Source organism: uncultured Pseudophaeobacter sp. (genome assembly GCA_905479575.1).
Lineage (GTDB): Bacteria > Pseudomonadota > Alphaproteobacteria > Rhodobacterales > Rhodobacteraceae > Pseudophaeobacter.
In genome coordinates this window covers 29,040-42,147 of record CAJQNB010000045.1, presented here as the reverse complement: position 1 = coordinate 42,147, position 13,108 = coordinate 29,040, and the positions used below count along the sequence as shown (strand labels likewise).

At 58.9% G+C, this 13,108-nt stretch carries 14 protein-coding genes; 8 read left to right on the top strand and 6 right to left on the bottom strand.

Annotated elements, in window-relative coordinates; genetic code table 11:
- Positions 1 to 183: 183 nt before the first annotated feature.
- On the bottom strand, positions 184 to 606 hold the full coding sequence (locus QZ268_RS13105; RefSeq protein ID WP_295453335.1) for a tellurite resistance TerB family protein: 423 nt from the start codon (positions 604 to 606) through the stop codon (positions 184 to 186).
- 129 nt (positions 607 to 735) lie between these two features.
- On the bottom strand, positions 736 to 1,212 hold the full coding sequence (locus tag QZ268_RS13100) for a cupin domain-containing protein (protein ID WP_295453332.1): 477 nt from the start codon (positions 1,210 to 1,212) through the stop codon (positions 736 to 738).
- A gap of 149 nt (positions 1,213 to 1,361) precedes the next feature.
- On the opposite strand from QZ268_RS13100, the gene QZ268_RS13095 reads away from it, so the two are divergent.
- From QZ268_RS13095 to QZ268_RS13085, 3 genes are all read left to right on the top strand, one after another.
- Positions 1,362 to 2,255 (top strand): LysR family transcriptional regulator, encoded by an 894-nt coding sequence (locus QZ268_RS13095; protein ID WP_295453329.1) that lies wholly within the window; start codon positions 1,362 to 1,364, stop codon positions 2,253 to 2,255.
- A gap of 127 nt (positions 2,256 to 2,382) precedes the next feature.
- The gene (locus QZ268_RS13090; protein ID WP_295453327.1) at positions 2,383 to 4,032 is read left to right on the top strand and encodes a lysine--tRNA ligase; all 1,650 of its coding nucleotides are present in this window, start codon (positions 2,383 to 2,385) and stop codon (positions 4,030 to 4,032) included.
- Positions 4,033 to 4,441: 409 nt separating this feature from the next.
- Positions 4,442 to 6,727: a glycosyl hydrolase family 28-related protein gene (locus QZ268_RS13085; protein WP_295453324.1), complete on the top strand. Its 2,286-nt coding sequence runs from the start codon at positions 4,442 to 4,444 to the stop codon at positions 6,725 to 6,727.
- Positions 6,728 to 6,735: 8 nt separating this feature from the next.
- Here QZ268_RS13085 and QZ268_RS13080 read toward each other — a convergent pair whose 3' ends face one another.
- Positions 6,736 to 7,251: a pyridoxamine 5'-phosphate oxidase family protein gene (locus tag QZ268_RS13080; protein WP_295453321.1), complete on the bottom strand. Its 516-nt coding sequence runs from the start codon at positions 7,249 to 7,251 to the stop codon at positions 6,736 to 6,738.
- Positions 7,252 to 7,333: 82 nt separating this feature from the next.
- Positions 7,334 to 8,035 carry a hypothetical protein gene (locus tag QZ268_RS13075; RefSeq protein WP_295453318.1) on the bottom strand — a complete coding sequence of 234 codons (702 nt, stop codon included), beginning with the start codon at positions 8,033 to 8,035 and terminating at the stop codon, positions 7,334 to 7,336.
- Positions 8,036 to 8,181: 146 nt separating this feature from the next.
- Between QZ268_RS13075 and QZ268_RS13070 the strand changes: the two genes are divergently transcribed.
- Together QZ268_RS13070 and QZ268_RS13065 are read left to right on the top strand one after the other, a co-directional pair.
- Positions 8,182 to 8,508 (top strand): antibiotic biosynthesis monooxygenase family protein, encoded by a 327-nt coding sequence (locus tag QZ268_RS13070; RefSeq protein ID WP_295453315.1) that lies wholly within the window; start codon positions 8,182 to 8,184, stop codon positions 8,506 to 8,508.
- Between the two features lie 111 nt (positions 8,509 to 8,619).
- Complete coding sequence (locus QZ268_RS13065; RefSeq protein ID WP_295453313.1) at positions 8,620 to 9,030, top strand: universal stress protein; 411 nt, start codon at positions 8,620 to 8,622, stop codon at positions 9,028 to 9,030.
- Positions 9,031 to 9,172: 142 nt separating this feature from the next.
- Here QZ268_RS13065 and QZ268_RS13060 read toward each other — a convergent pair whose 3' ends face one another.
- Complete coding sequence (locus tag QZ268_RS13060) at positions 9,173 to 9,769, bottom strand: hypothetical protein (RefSeq protein WP_295453310.1); 597 nt, start codon at positions 9,767 to 9,769, stop codon at positions 9,173 to 9,175.
- A 196-nt stretch (positions 9,770 to 9,965) separates the two neighbouring features.
- Between QZ268_RS13060 and QZ268_RS13055 the strand changes: the two genes are divergently transcribed.
- Positions 9,966 to 10,472, top strand: coding sequence for a sulfopyruvate decarboxylase subunit alpha (locus QZ268_RS13055; protein ID WP_295453408.1), 507 nt, complete (start codon positions 9,966 to 9,968; stop codon positions 10,470 to 10,472).
- Positions 10,469 to 11,023 carry a sulfopyruvate decarboxylase subunit beta gene (comE, locus tag QZ268_RS13050; RefSeq protein ID WP_295453308.1) on the top strand — a complete coding sequence of 185 codons (555 nt, stop codon included), beginning with the start codon at positions 10,469 to 10,471 and terminating at the stop codon, positions 11,021 to 11,023. Before QZ268_RS13055 ends, comE begins: the two co-directional genes overlap by 4 nt.
- Here comE and QZ268_RS13045 read toward each other — a convergent pair.
- Entirely contained in the window at positions 11,020 to 12,090 is a 1,071-nt protein-coding gene (locus QZ268_RS13045) for an NAD(P)-dependent alcohol dehydrogenase (protein WP_295453305.1), read from the bottom strand. The genes comE and QZ268_RS13045 overlap by 4 nt on opposite strands.
- A 101-nt stretch (positions 12,091 to 12,191) precedes the next feature.
- On the opposite strand from QZ268_RS13045, the gene QZ268_RS13040 reads away from it, so the two are divergent.
- Positions 12,192 to 13,076 (top strand): LysR family transcriptional regulator, encoded by an 885-nt coding sequence (locus QZ268_RS13040; RefSeq protein ID WP_295453303.1) that lies wholly within the window; start codon positions 12,192 to 12,194, stop codon positions 13,074 to 13,076.
- Positions 13,077 to 13,108 lie beyond the last annotated feature (32 nt).

The following is a 13,108-nucleotide window of genomic DNA, read 5'->3' as shown; positions in this document are numbered from 1 at the left end:
AGGCGATGTTGGAGCCAGTTTAATGGTGGGGTCGGGATGTCTTTAAGGGCCAAAACTGCACAATCTGACCAGACCAATTTTGTCGAAACCGGCGCGGCGAAGAGGCGCCAAACGGTGGTCTGCTCTGGATCTTAAGCCCGGGGCAAACGCAGCAGGATGGTCTGGTGAGATCGTCTGTCTGGGTTAGACCATGTGGCGGGCGCGGGCGCCACGTTCGATGGCGGCGGCATGCAGTCGGTCGATATTGAGCTCATAACGCACTTCTGCAAGGAGCTCGAGCTCGGTTTCAGCCAGTTTTCCATCGGCGGCCGCCACGTCACAGGCCAGCGCATAGGCGGTTTCATACAGACGTTCCGGCAGGTCGTCGCGGATCAGGCCAAACAGGGCCTCCAGACCGTCTTCCTGTTCAAACAGATCCAGCACGGTGTTGGAAATCCGGGTCATGCGGTCAATGTCGTAATCGGCAAAGACCGGCAGCATGTTAACGGCAGACTGGATCTTGATCAGCTCGGCGGTGCGGATGTTTTCGTCCGAAGCAGAGACCGCCACCATCAGAGCCACGAGGCAGTCCTGCTGGGACATGGATTGTGCGTTTTTCTCGGTCATGGCAGATCCTTTGTGCGCATTTCAAACCCAAGGATAGGCTTGGCCAGAGACGGGTTCAACTCCTGCCTCTGGCCTATTGATGTGAAATTGCTGCGAAACTGGCGAGAAACAGCCGGAACCGGGTCGATTTTAGGCCTGGGCCTCTTCTGCGCCGGTAAAGCGGTAGGTGATCTGTTCAAAGCTGCTTTCGGCAAACCCATAGGCAAAGCGCAGACCGTCAGGGCCAGCCTGGGTGCTGTGCTCGGCATTGGCGGGCACATAGATGGCGACGCCGGGGCGCATCTCATGGGGGGTGCCGTCGATGGTCACGGTGCCGGCACCTTCGAGGCCCAAATAAAACTCGGCCGGATCGTGGCGATGGGGCAGCAGACGGCCATGGGGTTCAAACTCGGCAATGCCCAGCACCATATCGCGGGATTTCTCGGAGCAGCTGTTGATCAGGGTACGCCAGCGGACCTCGCCAAAGGCAGCATCGGTGCCGCCTGCCAGGGGAACCTGTGCGGCATCCACCACCATCAGGTGGTCCTGCGGGGGATGGGGCAGATTGGAGGCCTGATGCAGCTGTTCGGTGTCGCTGAGATCAGTGGCAAGGGTGGTAATGTCCATTGCAATATCCTGGGGCAATTCCTGTTGCATGTGCTGAGGCCTCCGTAGGGTTTGTGTGAGTGGGTGGCGAGTGGTTTCAGATAAGGGGCTTTTTCTGTTTCATTCAATGCGCTAAAGCTGCAGTGTAATATACGTTGAGGTTATGTTAGATGGAGCGTCTACCCAGCTTTTCAGGGCTCACAGCTTTCTATGCCGCCGCCCGCCATGGGACACTGACTGCGGCAGCAGAGGAACTGAATGTCTCGCAACCGGCAATTTCACGTCGGATCGCGACACTGGAGGCCGATCTGGGCAGTAACCTGTTTGACAGAACCCATAAACCAGCCCGAATAACCCATGCAGGCAAGGAGCTTTTGCAGGCGCTGCACAGTGGGTTTGGCCAGATCGAAGACGCGGTCTCACAAATCAGAAAAGCTGCAGAAACCCGGATTGTGACGGTCACGGCACCATCTGGGTTTGTTGGTTTCTGGCTGATTCCACACCTGGGAGAGCTGGAGCAGGCCTTTCCTGAGGTGACGATTCGTATCATAAGCCAGGAGTATGGCGAAGCAGTGCGCCCCGGGGATCTGACCATCCGCTTTGGTCTGCCCGGTGGCGGCGGTGAGGCAGAGGCCCGTCTGCTGAGCAATGAGGTCTATGCCGCAGCCAGTCCGCTCTATCTGGCGCGCCTTGGCATGACGGCGCAGGGCTATGATTTCTCCCGCATGACCTTTCTGACCATGGAGACGGCGCGCAGCCAGTGGCATGACTGGCCAAGTTGGTTCAAATCCGCAGGTCAGGTGATGCCGCGTGGGGCGCGGGTACTGGACTTCAACTCCTATGCCATGCTGGTCAATGCCGGGTTGGCGGGGCAGGGGGTCTTTCTTGCCTGGGGCGGGATTTTGGACAGTTTCACCGAGACCGGCGCCCTGTTGCGCTTGCAGGCACCCACCACCACATCGGCGCGCGGCTATTTTGCCGGGCTGCGGGACGGGGCTGCCGCGCGGCAGGATGTGCGACAAATTCTGGACTGGATTGTCGAAAAGGCGCAATTTAACGACTGAAACCGAGGCAAGCCCGGCTCTGTTCATTGACTCATGCTGCATCTGCGCAATAGACCGGGCCGACCTGCTGCATAGGGCAGCGGGACAGGATTTAGGCGGCCACAGGGGCCGCTGATGGAGAACAGCAATGTCTGATTTGCGCGACACCGCTCTCAAGAGCAAGGCCTGGCCGTTTGAAGAAGCCCGCCGGGTGCTCAAACGTTATGCCAAGGGCGCGCCAGAAAAGGGCTATGTCCTGTTCGAAACCGGCTATGGCCCCTCTGGCCTGCCGCATATCGGCACCTTTGGCGAGGTGGCCCGGACCACCATGATCAAAAACGCCTTTGAGGTGATCAGCGATATTCCAACCAAGCTCATCTGTTTTTCCGATGATCTGGACGGGATGCGCAAGGTGCCGGGCAATGTGCCCGATGCCGACAGCCTGACGCCACATCTGCAAAAACCGCTGACCTCGGTGCCGGATCCCTTTGGCACCCACGAGAGCTTTGGCCATCACAACAATGCCATGCTGCGCCGGTTCCTGGATACCTTTGGCTTTGAGTATGAGTTCTACTCCGCCACCGAATTTTATGGCTCGGGCCAGTTCGACGTGGTGCTGAGACGCGCCGTTGAAAAATATGATGAGATCATGGAGGTGATGCTGGCCTCGCTGCGCGAAGAACGGCGCCAGACTTATTCGATCTTTTTGCCGTTTCACCCGGAAACCGGGCGGGTGCTCTATGTGCCGATGAAAAAGGTCTGCGCCGAGACCCACACCATCACCTTTGACGATGAGGACGGCAAGGAATGGACCGTGCCGGTCACTGGCGGCAATGTGAAGCTGCAGTGGAAACCGGACTTTGGCGCGCGCTGGGCGGCGCTTGGGGTCGATTTTGAGATGTACGGCAAGGATCACAGCACCAATACGCCAATCTATGACAAAATCTGCCGCATCCTGGGCCACCGGGCGCCAGACCATTTCACCTATGAATTGTTCCTGGATGCCAATGGGCAGAAGATCTCCAAAACCTCTGGCAACGGTATCTCGATTGACGAGTGGCTGACCTATGCCAGCGCCGAGAGCCTGTCCTATTTCATGTACCTCAAGCCCAAGACCGCCAAGCGGATGCATTTTGACGTGATCCCCAAGGCAGTTGATGAATATCATCAGCAGTTGCGGGCCTATGCGACCCAGGACACCAAGGCCCGGCTCAATAACCCGGTCTGGCATATCCACGCCGGCGATGTGCCAGAGTCGGATATGGTGGTGCCGTTTTCGATGTTGCTGAACCTGGCCTCAGCCTCCAGTGCTGAGGACAAGGAAACCATGTGGGGCTTTATCAACAAATACGCCCCCGATGCGACGCCGCAGAGCAATCCAACGATGGATCAGGCGGCGGGTTTTGCGGTGGCCTATTTCAACGATTACGTCAAACCAACCAAGGTGTTCCGCGCCCCCAGTGATCAGGAACGTGTAGCGCTGCAGGATCTGGCGGATGCATTGAAATCGGCAGAGGCGGCGCTGGCGGCGATTGCCAAGAAGAACGACATTCTGGGCAAGGATGAGCCCCTGCCAGAGGCCGATTTTGCCGATGAGGAATTCCTGCAATCGGTGGTCTTTGCCATTGGTAAAATCCACGGGTTTGAGCCGCTGCGCGATTGGTTTACCGCCATTTACGAGGTGTTGCTGGGCGCCAGCCAGGGACCGCGCTTTGGTGGCTTTATAGCGCTGTATGGCGTCGATGAGACCATTGCGCTGATTGACCGTGCCCTGATGGACCGGGCCCTGGCGGATTGAGATCACGCCCTTTTGATGTGACGCCTCGCTTTGAAGAATTGGGAGCGCCCTTTGGGCGCTCTCTTTTTTGTTTTGAAGGGGTGTTTTTGGCTCAGGATCCCACCCAAGCAAAGCTTTGAAGATCTGCCCCTCACCTGATCTGAGGTCCTGGCAGGGGGCGGCGGCTGCATCCCAAACAAAATAGCCGCATCCCCGCCTGAAGAGGCGGGGCCCCTCGGCGATTTGGTCTGGGGCAGCCACCTTTCCCTGCCGGGCGGTCCTCAGGCGAGGGACAGGCTCCAAAGCAAAGTCCGGGTGCAGGGGATCAGGGGGGTGCAGGGGGGGCGCACGCCGTGATCGGGCGGTTTTAAACCGGGATCTCTAGCTTTTGTCAGCGATATGCATGCGCGCTCTTGGAAAGGGTTTTGGGATGAACAAGGTGATTACTGCGGGTCTAGAGCTGATGCCGCCAGAGTTTGAAGCGGGGTTGGATGTCTGGTCGAGCGGTGAGGGCACGCCGGGCTCTGACACATATGACGGGGTTCCCAATGCGGCGATTGTGGTGGCGGATGCGGATTTTGCCGGCTGCCTGGAGTTGCAGAAACTGGCGAGCACGCAGAAACTGCGCTACATGGGGAAAACGCCGCTTTTGCCCGGTTGCTATTTGCAGGTGAAGGCCCGGATCAAGGCGGTGAGCGGCGCCTTGCCAACGGTGCGGATTGCCGCCTGGGCCGGGGATAGCAGCGATAGCCACGTTGCAGGGGTGATTGAGGTGGGCAGCAGCACCACGCTGACCGCCTATGGCACGGTGGTGGAGGTGAGCGCCATCATCGGCACCGGCAGCCGCGCGGGCGTTGATATGCCCTGGGGGCTGGCGGCCACCTATGGTCACTTTGGACTGGATCTGATTGGCCCCAATGGTGGCGTGGTCCGCATCGACGATATCGAGATCACCGACCTGACCAGCGCCTTCCTGCGCGATATGGTGAGCGTGGTGGATGTCACGGATTTTGGCGCCATCGGGGACGATGTGACGGATAACACCGCAGCCTTTGAGGCCGCGGATGCGGCGGCGGTGGGTCGGCAGATCCTGGTGCCTGCCGGCCAGTACTTTTTGGCGCAGACCGTCTCGTTAAATAGTCCGGTGTTTTTTGAAGGCAGCCTGCGGATGCCGGTGGATAAGATGCTGCTGCTGCGCAAGAGTTTTGACTTTCCCTCCTATGCGGCGGCTTTTGGCAATGAGGAAGAGGGGTTCAAAAAGGCCTTTCAAGCTTTGCTGAATTCTGCGGATCATGAATCGCTGGATCTGGCCGGGCGGATGGTGACGGTGACGGCGCCGATTGATATGCAGGCGGCGGTGCCCAATCGCAGCTCCTATTCGACGCGGCGGGTGATCCGTAACGGCCAGCTGGCGGCCTCGGGTGGGGCGGCCTGGGATACTGAGACCTGGAATGAGCAGGCCACCTATGATCCCAATGACCCGCGCAAGCTAAAAAATGTCAACAATATCGCCAATATCCCGGTGGGGGCGCTGGTGGAGGGCGCTGGTGTCGGCCGCGAGATCTACGTGCGCAGCAAAAATACCGGCGCTGGTGAGATCACCCTGAATGCGCCGCTTTATGATGCGGCGGGCACCCAGGTTTTTACCTTCAAGGATTTCAAGTACATGCTCGATTTCAGCGGCTTTAGCGCCCTGAGCAAATTTGGCATGACTGAGGTGGAAATCCAGTGCAACTCCCACTGCAGCGCGCTGCGCCTGCCCTCGGCTGGGACGGTGTTCAGCCTGGACCATTGCTTTATTTCGCGGCCCAAGGATCGAGGCATTACCTCGATCGGATCGGGCTGTCAGGGCATTTTGGTGGACAATTGCCAGTTCCTGTCGGCGGAAGAGGCCGCAACCGTCCCAAACCGCAGCAGTGTTGGGATCAACGTCAATGCCAATGACGCCAAGCTGCGCAACAACCGGGTGACCAAATTCCGCCATTTTGCGCTGCTCGCGGGGGCCAATAACACCATCACCGGAAATCACTTCTTTCAGGGGGACAGTATCGCGGGGGGCGTGCGCACGGCGGGGCTGATTATGGCCTCGACCTATTGTGCCAGCACCATTTCGGACAATTACGTCGACAACTGTTTCATTGAATGGACCAATGAGCAGGATCCAACCCCGAATTTCACGGGTGGGTTTTCGTTCAGTGCGCTGTCGATCACCGACAATGTGTTCCTGTCCAGCGATGTGGCGCCCTGGTTCAGCTATGTGGTGATCAAACCCTATGGCACCGGGCATTTCCTGAATGGGGTGAGCATCTCTGGCAATAAGTTCCGGTCGATCAATGGCAATATTGACCGGGCTGACCGGGTGGATACCAGCTTTTCCGATCTTGATTTCAGTCGTAGCAAATCGGTGTTTTTTGAAGGCAATACCTTCCATGGGATCTCCACTGCGGTGGCCAGCCCGCTGCGGATCCGCCATGAGCAGGCCACGGTTGCCAGCACCTGGACAGTTTCGACCGCCGGGGCCATGCCGTTCCAGGGGCGTGCGCGGGCTGTGGATGCGGTGGTGGCCATTGGGCCCATGCGCAATTCCAGCGGCACTTATCAATACCCACGCCCCTGGGTGCAGCTGGAACAGGGCAGCAACCGGGACGAGGTTAAGTTGAACTGGGGCGAATCCCTGCGTGGTGAGGTGCAGGTGGTGGTGCGGGTCGATAAGTAGGCCAGAACCTAGCTGGGAGGGGACAGGTCGTCTGGCGTAAGGGTGAAAGCCTTACCAAAACCGCCGTTCAGATTGCCCAGCCGCACAGAAAAACGGACAAAAGAGAAATCCGTAAAGCCAATGTAGAGTTTGGATTTTGGATGGCTGCGCAGGTAATGCGTGGCCATTTCCTGATGTTCCGAGCTTTGGTTGCTGACAAACTGCGCCGTGCCAACCAGACTAAGCCGGGGATGGGTGAGCGGGTCTCCCGTTGGGCTGGGCTCTCCGACCAGCAGTGAACAGGCGGGGTTGGCTGCCAGGTTCTGGCTGTGTTGGGCGAGGCTGGACATCAGGCTGATTGGTTGGCCTGCAGCGCACAGGCCAAAGGCAACCCGCGTTACCAGCGGGCTGCCGCTGCTATCCAGCGTGGCCAGAGCGGCAAAGCGGGCTTGGCTCATCAGGCTTTGCGCCAAGGCGCGGGCCTCATCGTCGGTCGGGCGGATCGGGTTTGTGTTCGGGGTGGCCTGTGGGGGGATCGATGTCATGGCACCAGTCTTTTGGGCTGAGGAACTTGCGTCAGGAATTTTGGGATCGGGGGAGCGGGGCCAAATCTGGCGAGGGCCTGGGTCAGAAGCGCTGCCACAGGGCTATCTTGAGGCCCAGACTCTGCGTGTTTGCACGCCGATATTCAAGCCCGATGGTCAGCTCGCTGGTTTCGAATATGGGCTTCTTGGCAAAGGACAGGCCAGCAAGCTTGATGCGCAGGCCAGGCGTGATGGCGTAGGCAAAATCGGTCCCCTGGCCAAAGCTGGTTTCAATCTGCAAAAGCGGTGAGAGTGCGCGGTTGGTATCTATGCCAAAACTGGCGTCCAGTTTCCCCAGGGGGTGGGCCGCGTCGCCGCGCTGTTCAACACTCAGATCTAGGGAGCCCCATAGCGTCCCGATCCGGGTGGGCTTGCTGCGTCCGGCAGACAGGGTGAGCCGGTACATCGGGTGCCATTGCAGGTTGGTGTGATTGCCACCAAGTGCGAATTCGGCGGCGATTTGGGTATTGTCCGCCCCCTGGCGCAGAGGCAGGCGGGCAAAGATCAGGACATGACCGGATTGGCTGTCCTGTTGGTTCAGATCAATGCCCAGATCAAACCGCGCGGAGAGGCCAAAATCCCGGTAATAGCCAAACTCGCTTACCAACCCCTGGTCAGATCTGCGCAGGGTAAAGCTGGTCGCGGCAAAGCCGGTATCCACAGGGCGCTTCCAGGCTCCGGCACTGGCAGCCAGTGGCAGGCTTGTGGCCCAAAGCGCCAGAACCAGATGTGCAGGGCGGAGCATGGCCTTATCGGAGAGTTGTCGGTAGCATGATCTTGTTATACGTGTGATCATCCCACGCTGGCAATCGTTTGCGGAAAAACGAGTCCGTTTCTCAGCGTAATCATCGTAGGCTTGTCACAGGTAGCGAAACAACCAGGGAGAAGCCAATGCCTAAAATTACCGATGGTGCGGAGATCCAAACGGTTATCACGACCTTTGAAATGACGCCGGGAACCTGCCAGGATCTCTTGGATGCGCTCACGGATGCCTATGGCGCGTTCATATCGAAACAGCCCGGATTTATTGCTGCGGGGCTGCATGTGAATGACGCCCAAACGCGGATTGCAAACTATTCACAATGGCGCCGCCGCGAGGATTTTATGGCGATGCTACGCTCCGCAGAGATGCGCGAGCGCAACCGGAAAATCAATGAGTTGTGCCGCAGTTTCGAGCCTGTCATGTATGAGGTCGCAGCGACATTTGAGGCGGTTTGACCTCAAGGTCGGGACACATTCACAAAGGGCAAAACCCCTGATTTGGATCAAGGTCCATAGGATGATCCGGGGTCATGCTTTGATTTAGGCGAGTAGCCAAGGAGGCTTTTCATGTATCATAATATTCTCGTACCAATTTCGTTTGACCCAGACCGGGATGTCTCAGCATCGCTTAAGCTGGCGCAGATCTTGGCCACACCAGAGGCCAAGATCACGCTGTTGCATGTGGTCGAACAGGTTCCGGCCTATGCGATTTCCTATATGTCCGCTGACTATATGGCAGAAACCCGCAAGGCGCTGGAGGCCGAGCTGGCTGCTCTCGCCAAAACCCTGCCAAACGCTGCCAGCAGCCTGGTCATAGAAGGCCACTCAGGGCGTTCCATTCTTGACTGGGCAGAGACAAACAAACCCGATCTGGTGATTATCTCATCTCACCGTCCAGGCATGCAGGATTTGCTGCTGGGCTCCACTGCCAGCCAGGTGGTGCGCCATGCAGCCTGTGCGGTGCATGTGGTCCGGTAACGCTATCGGCCTTTTCTTGGGCCTGTGGCGTTGCACAGGCTGCAAGGTAAGGGCGGCGGCAGAGGTTTTGCTTTGCCGCCGCGCCCGTCAGGTCATTGCGCGCTGGGATGTCTCAGGCTGTAGGGGCGCTGGTGGCAGCGCGTCAGCCGTGGCGCAGAAAGCCTGAGACCAAGGTCTGAGCCAAACGGATCATGCCGCCCGGCAACAGGGCAGAGCGCAACAGAACCTTGTTGGAATTTATCGCTTCTGCGATGCGGGTGTAATGCTCTTGTTTGTTTGTGGGTGACCGCAGCAAAATGGTTTCGGCCTTTTCCAACGCCTGTATGGTGGCGCGCTTTACCCTTGGGATGGCGGCGGGTTTGACCGGCGTATAGGTTTCAAGAGCACGCCTGCGTTTGGGCTGCGTGGTGTCGCGGTTCTGTGCAATCACCGCTTCCAGGCTGCGTTCGACCTGTTCCAGCGCTTGCTGGGCTTCGGAATAGGCGTCATTGGTTCGCAACTGGTTTGCGGCGCGCCGGTAAACCCAGCGATAGCAATCGTAGCGGTAGGCGGCGGGTTGTTTCCTGCAACGTGATGTCCCCCGTGACAGTGTATTCACCACAGATTTGGTTGCAGCGTTGCTTAGCCCGTATGAGGCACCGACCCCACCCCCATCACCGCCAGCAAAAGCAGGCGACTGTGCAAGGGAAAACAGGGCAACCAGGGGGGCTGAGATCGCAATTCGTTTCAAACTACTCATAAAAAAACTCCTCAATATAGGCCGAAATTCTGGCCTCAGAACAGGCAAAGCGTAGCATGAAAACCGACTGTGACAAGATGGCTCTGAAGCCAGATGTGGGACCATAGATCCCCGAGCCTGGAGGTGTGAAACGATGCCACCGGGCAGAACTTGTGGTAGAGCAAGGGGGAAGGGCTCAAGGAAAGGCATGTCCAAAATGAACATCGACAAGAAAATCGTGGATGATCTTGTTGCCAACGACATTTCATTTGTCACCACAGTTCCCTGCAAACAGCTGGCCGGGGTGATCGAGGAAGTTGAGACGCGCGACGAGGTTTTTCATATTCCCGCCAACAAAGAGGACGAGGGCATGGGGCTGTGTGCCGGAGCCTGGATGGGGGGCAAGCGTCCGGCAATCATCATGCAGAACACGGCGATCGGGGTGACCATCAATACGCTGGCGACCTTGATCCAATACTACCGGATGCCCCTGCCGATGCTGATCTCCTATCGCGGTGAGCTGCGTGAACCGGTGGCCTGTCAGGTCGAGATGGCGCTGCACACCAAGGCCCTGTTGGCGCAGTTGAATATTCCGACCTATCATTTCCACAAACAGTCCGACGTGGAGGAGTTCGACATGATCCTGAAACACACCTTCATGTGCAATAAACCAGTGGCCATCCTAACCGATGCCAATTTCTGGGGAGGCTATGGCGAACAATGATCCGTTCTGAAATCCTTTCCGAGATCGCGCCCTTGCTGCGGGATCAGCTCGTCGTCTGTAATATCGGCATTCCCAGCCAGGAACTTCACGCCATCGACGATCAACCAAGCAATTTCTATATGCTTGGCACCATGGGGCTGGCCTCTTCGATTGGCCTGGGGCTCGCGCTGGCGCAGCCTAAACCGGTGGTGGTGATTGATGGCGATGGCTCGGTGCTGACCAACCTGGGCACCCTGCCAACAATCGGCAATAACGCGCCGCCCAATTATATTCTGATGATCATCGACAATGGCTCTTATGGCTCGACCGGGGATCAGCCGACCTATACCGGCAAAAAAACCTGTCTTGCCGGTATGGCACGGGCCGCAGGCTGTGACAGAGTGGTTGAGGTCCAGGACGTCGACACCGGCGCGGCGCTGAAACAGGCGTTAGAGGCCGGTAAGGCAACGGTTCTGGTGGTCAAATGTGACAGTGGTAATGCCAAGATGCCGGTGATCCCGCTTGACCCTGTGGTGATCCGGGATCGGTTCATGAAGGCAGTGCAGGCCTAACCCTGGTCCCGGTTCTTCGCACCGGGGATGGCCGGGGGCGGCGGGGCTGGCAGTGGCTGCGATTGGGTCGTTGATCCGGGTCTTGATCCCATCACCACGACATTGCCAACCTTGCGCCCGGTGTCCACGTAACGATGGGCGGCGATCAGCTCGTCCAACCCATAGTGCCGGTCCATGAGAGGTGTCAAAACGCCACTGCGCGTCAGCACCAGCAGCTGGGTCAGCAAGTCCCGCAGCTGGTGCACGGGCTGCAGGCCCGCCGCTGAAAACTGTGCCCTGCGTCCCCCCCAGAGCCAGGTCGCCAGCGCAGCGCCAAGCAGTTTTCCGTCCAGAACCGGACAGAGATACCGCCCGCCCGCTGCCAGATTGTGCTTGAGCCGCCCAAAAGAAGATGCCCCTAGGGTGTCATAGATCACGTCAAATGTTTCGGCCGTGTCCGCGATATCAAGCCGGGTGTAGTCAATCACCTGCTGGGCCCCCAGAGCGCTGACCTGCGCTGCGTTGCGGGTGCTGCAGGTGGCGGTGACTTCGGCGCCCAGATGGCGGGCGATCTGGATGGCCGCACTGCCCAAGCTGCCAGAGCCCCCCAGCACCAGCAGGCGCTGGCCGGGGTGCAGCTGGGCCACCTGCGTCAGAAAATGCAGCGAGGTCAAAGGCCCATCACAAAGTGTGCTGGCCTGTGCATGGGGCAGGCTGTCGGGTTTCTGCAGCAGCAGCGCGTCCTCTTCCAGGCGGATATGGCTGGCATTGGCTCCAAACGAAAGACCGCTTTCTCCAAAGACGGCATCGCCAACAGCAAAGCGTTTGACCCCAGGGCCGATTGCGGTGATCACACCGGACAGGCCGGTGCCAACCAGATTGTTGCGCGGGCGCGACAAGCCAAGGAAGGCGCGGGCAAATCGCGGCACGCCTGCGCGCATCATGCAATCCGCACGGGTCACGGCGGAGGCCTTGATCTCGATCTGCAGTTGCCGCCCCGTTGGGGGTTGTCGCGGCGGGGTCACCGGCTCCAGCACCTCAGGGCAGCCGTAGCGCGGGATCGCCCATGCATGATATGTTTTTGTCATCGCTCTGCCTTACTCAGTCGGAGTTCGGGGGCTGCATGGCGGATTATTTGCGTTCCGAAAATGGCTTGAAGTGATCCGGTGTGGATTGATAATGTTCCGGCATGTTAGATTGGAAACCGCTCCCCGCCTTTTTGGCTGTCGCCAGGCATGGCTCGCTTCGGGCCGCAGCAGAGGCCATCGACAGCACCCATGCCACCCTGCGCCGTCAGGTAGAGGCCCTGGAGGCCGGGCTGCGGGTGCAACTGTTTCGCCGCGGCGGTGATGGGCTGCATTTGACCGCCGCCGGGCGGGCGCTGCTGCCGCAAGCGCTGGAGGCAGAGGCGACTTTGCTCAAAGGGTGTAATGCGGTGCAAGGGTTGGACCGGGAGGCGACCGGGAGGGTGCGCCTGTCTGCGGATCCGATGACGGCGCATTATCTTTTGGCGCCGATCCTCGCCGAATTCAGCAAGCTCTACCCGGATATTCACATTGATCTGAGCCTGTCCTTTGGCATCGAGTCCATTGAAAACCACGAAACCGATGTCTCGATCCGCCATGTTCTGCAGGTCGAGGACGCGGCAGTTGGCCGTCGCCTGTTCCCACTGTCGCTGGGGATATATGCGGCGCGGGACTATATCGAACGGGTCTTGCCCGGCGCCGGGCCAAAGGGCCAGGGGTTGAGCTGGATCGGCTATGGGGCGGAACCAAGCCTGTTGGACATGATCGCCAGCTCGCCTTTTCCCGAGGCCAAGATACGCCACGCCATTCCCGACCCGCAGATGCATTTGCACATGGCGCGGGCTGGGGCCGGGATGACCTTTCTGGCCAGCTGGGTGCAAAAAGAGTTCCCCGAATTGCAGCGGGTGCCGGGCACAGAACTGAACCAGGACCGTTCTACCTGGTTGCTGTTGCATGGTGATCTGCGCCGGGTTTTACGCGTGCGCCTGCTGGTGGATTATCTGCACGCCGCCCTGCAGGAACGGCGCGCAGATTTTATCGGAACCTGACCTACCGGTAGGGCCGTTCTTTCCTTAGGGCC

Coding starts and splice junctions, on each gene's coding strand:
- QZ268_RS13060 (WP_295453310.1), bottom strand. CDS start 9,769: ATGAGTAGTTTGAAACGAATTGCGATCTCAGCCCCCCTGGTTGCCCTG.
- QZ268_RS13070 (WP_295453315.1), top strand. CDS start 8,182: ATGCCTAAAATTACCGATGGTGCGGAGATCCAAACGGTTATCACGACC.
- QZ268_RS13045 (WP_295453305.1), bottom strand. CDS start 12,090: ATGACAAAAACATATCATGCATGGGCGATCCCGCGCTACGGCTGCCCT.
- comE (WP_295453308.1), top strand. CDS start 10,469: ATGATCCGTTCTGAAATCCTTTCCGAGATCGCGCCCTTGCTGCGGGAT.
- QZ268_RS13040 (WP_295453303.1), top strand. CDS start 12,192: ATGTTAGATTGGAAACCGCTCCCCGCCTTTTTGGCTGTCGCCAGGCAT.
- QZ268_RS13090 (WP_295453327.1), top strand. CDS start 2,383: ATGTCTGATTTGCGCGACACCGCTCTCAAGAGCAAGGCCTGGCCGTTT.
- QZ268_RS13055 (WP_295453408.1), top strand. CDS start 9,966: ATGAACATCGACAAGAAAATCGTGGATGATCTTGTTGCCAACGACATT.
- QZ268_RS13075 (WP_295453318.1), bottom strand. CDS start 8,035: ATGCTCCGCCCTGCACATCTGGTTCTGGCGCTTTGGGCCACAAGCCTG.
- QZ268_RS13065 (WP_295453313.1), top strand. CDS start 8,620: ATGTATCATAATATTCTCGTACCAATTTCGTTTGACCCAGACCGGGAT.
- QZ268_RS13080 (WP_295453321.1), bottom strand. CDS start 7,251: ATGACATCGATCCCCCCACAGGCCACCCCGAACACAAACCCGATCCGC.
- QZ268_RS13105 (WP_295453335.1), bottom strand. CDS start 606: ATGACCGAGAAAAACGCACAATCCATGTCCCAGCAGGACTGCCTCGTG.
- QZ268_RS13100 (WP_295453332.1), bottom strand. CDS start 1,212: ATGGACATTACCACCCTTGCCACTGATCTCAGCGACACCGAACAGCTG.
- QZ268_RS13095 (WP_295453329.1), top strand. CDS start 1,362: ATGGAGCGTCTACCCAGCTTTTCAGGGCTCACAGCTTTCTATGCCGCC.
- QZ268_RS13085 (WP_295453324.1), top strand. CDS start 4,442: ATGAACAAGGTGATTACTGCGGGTCTAGAGCTGATGCCGCCAGAGTTT.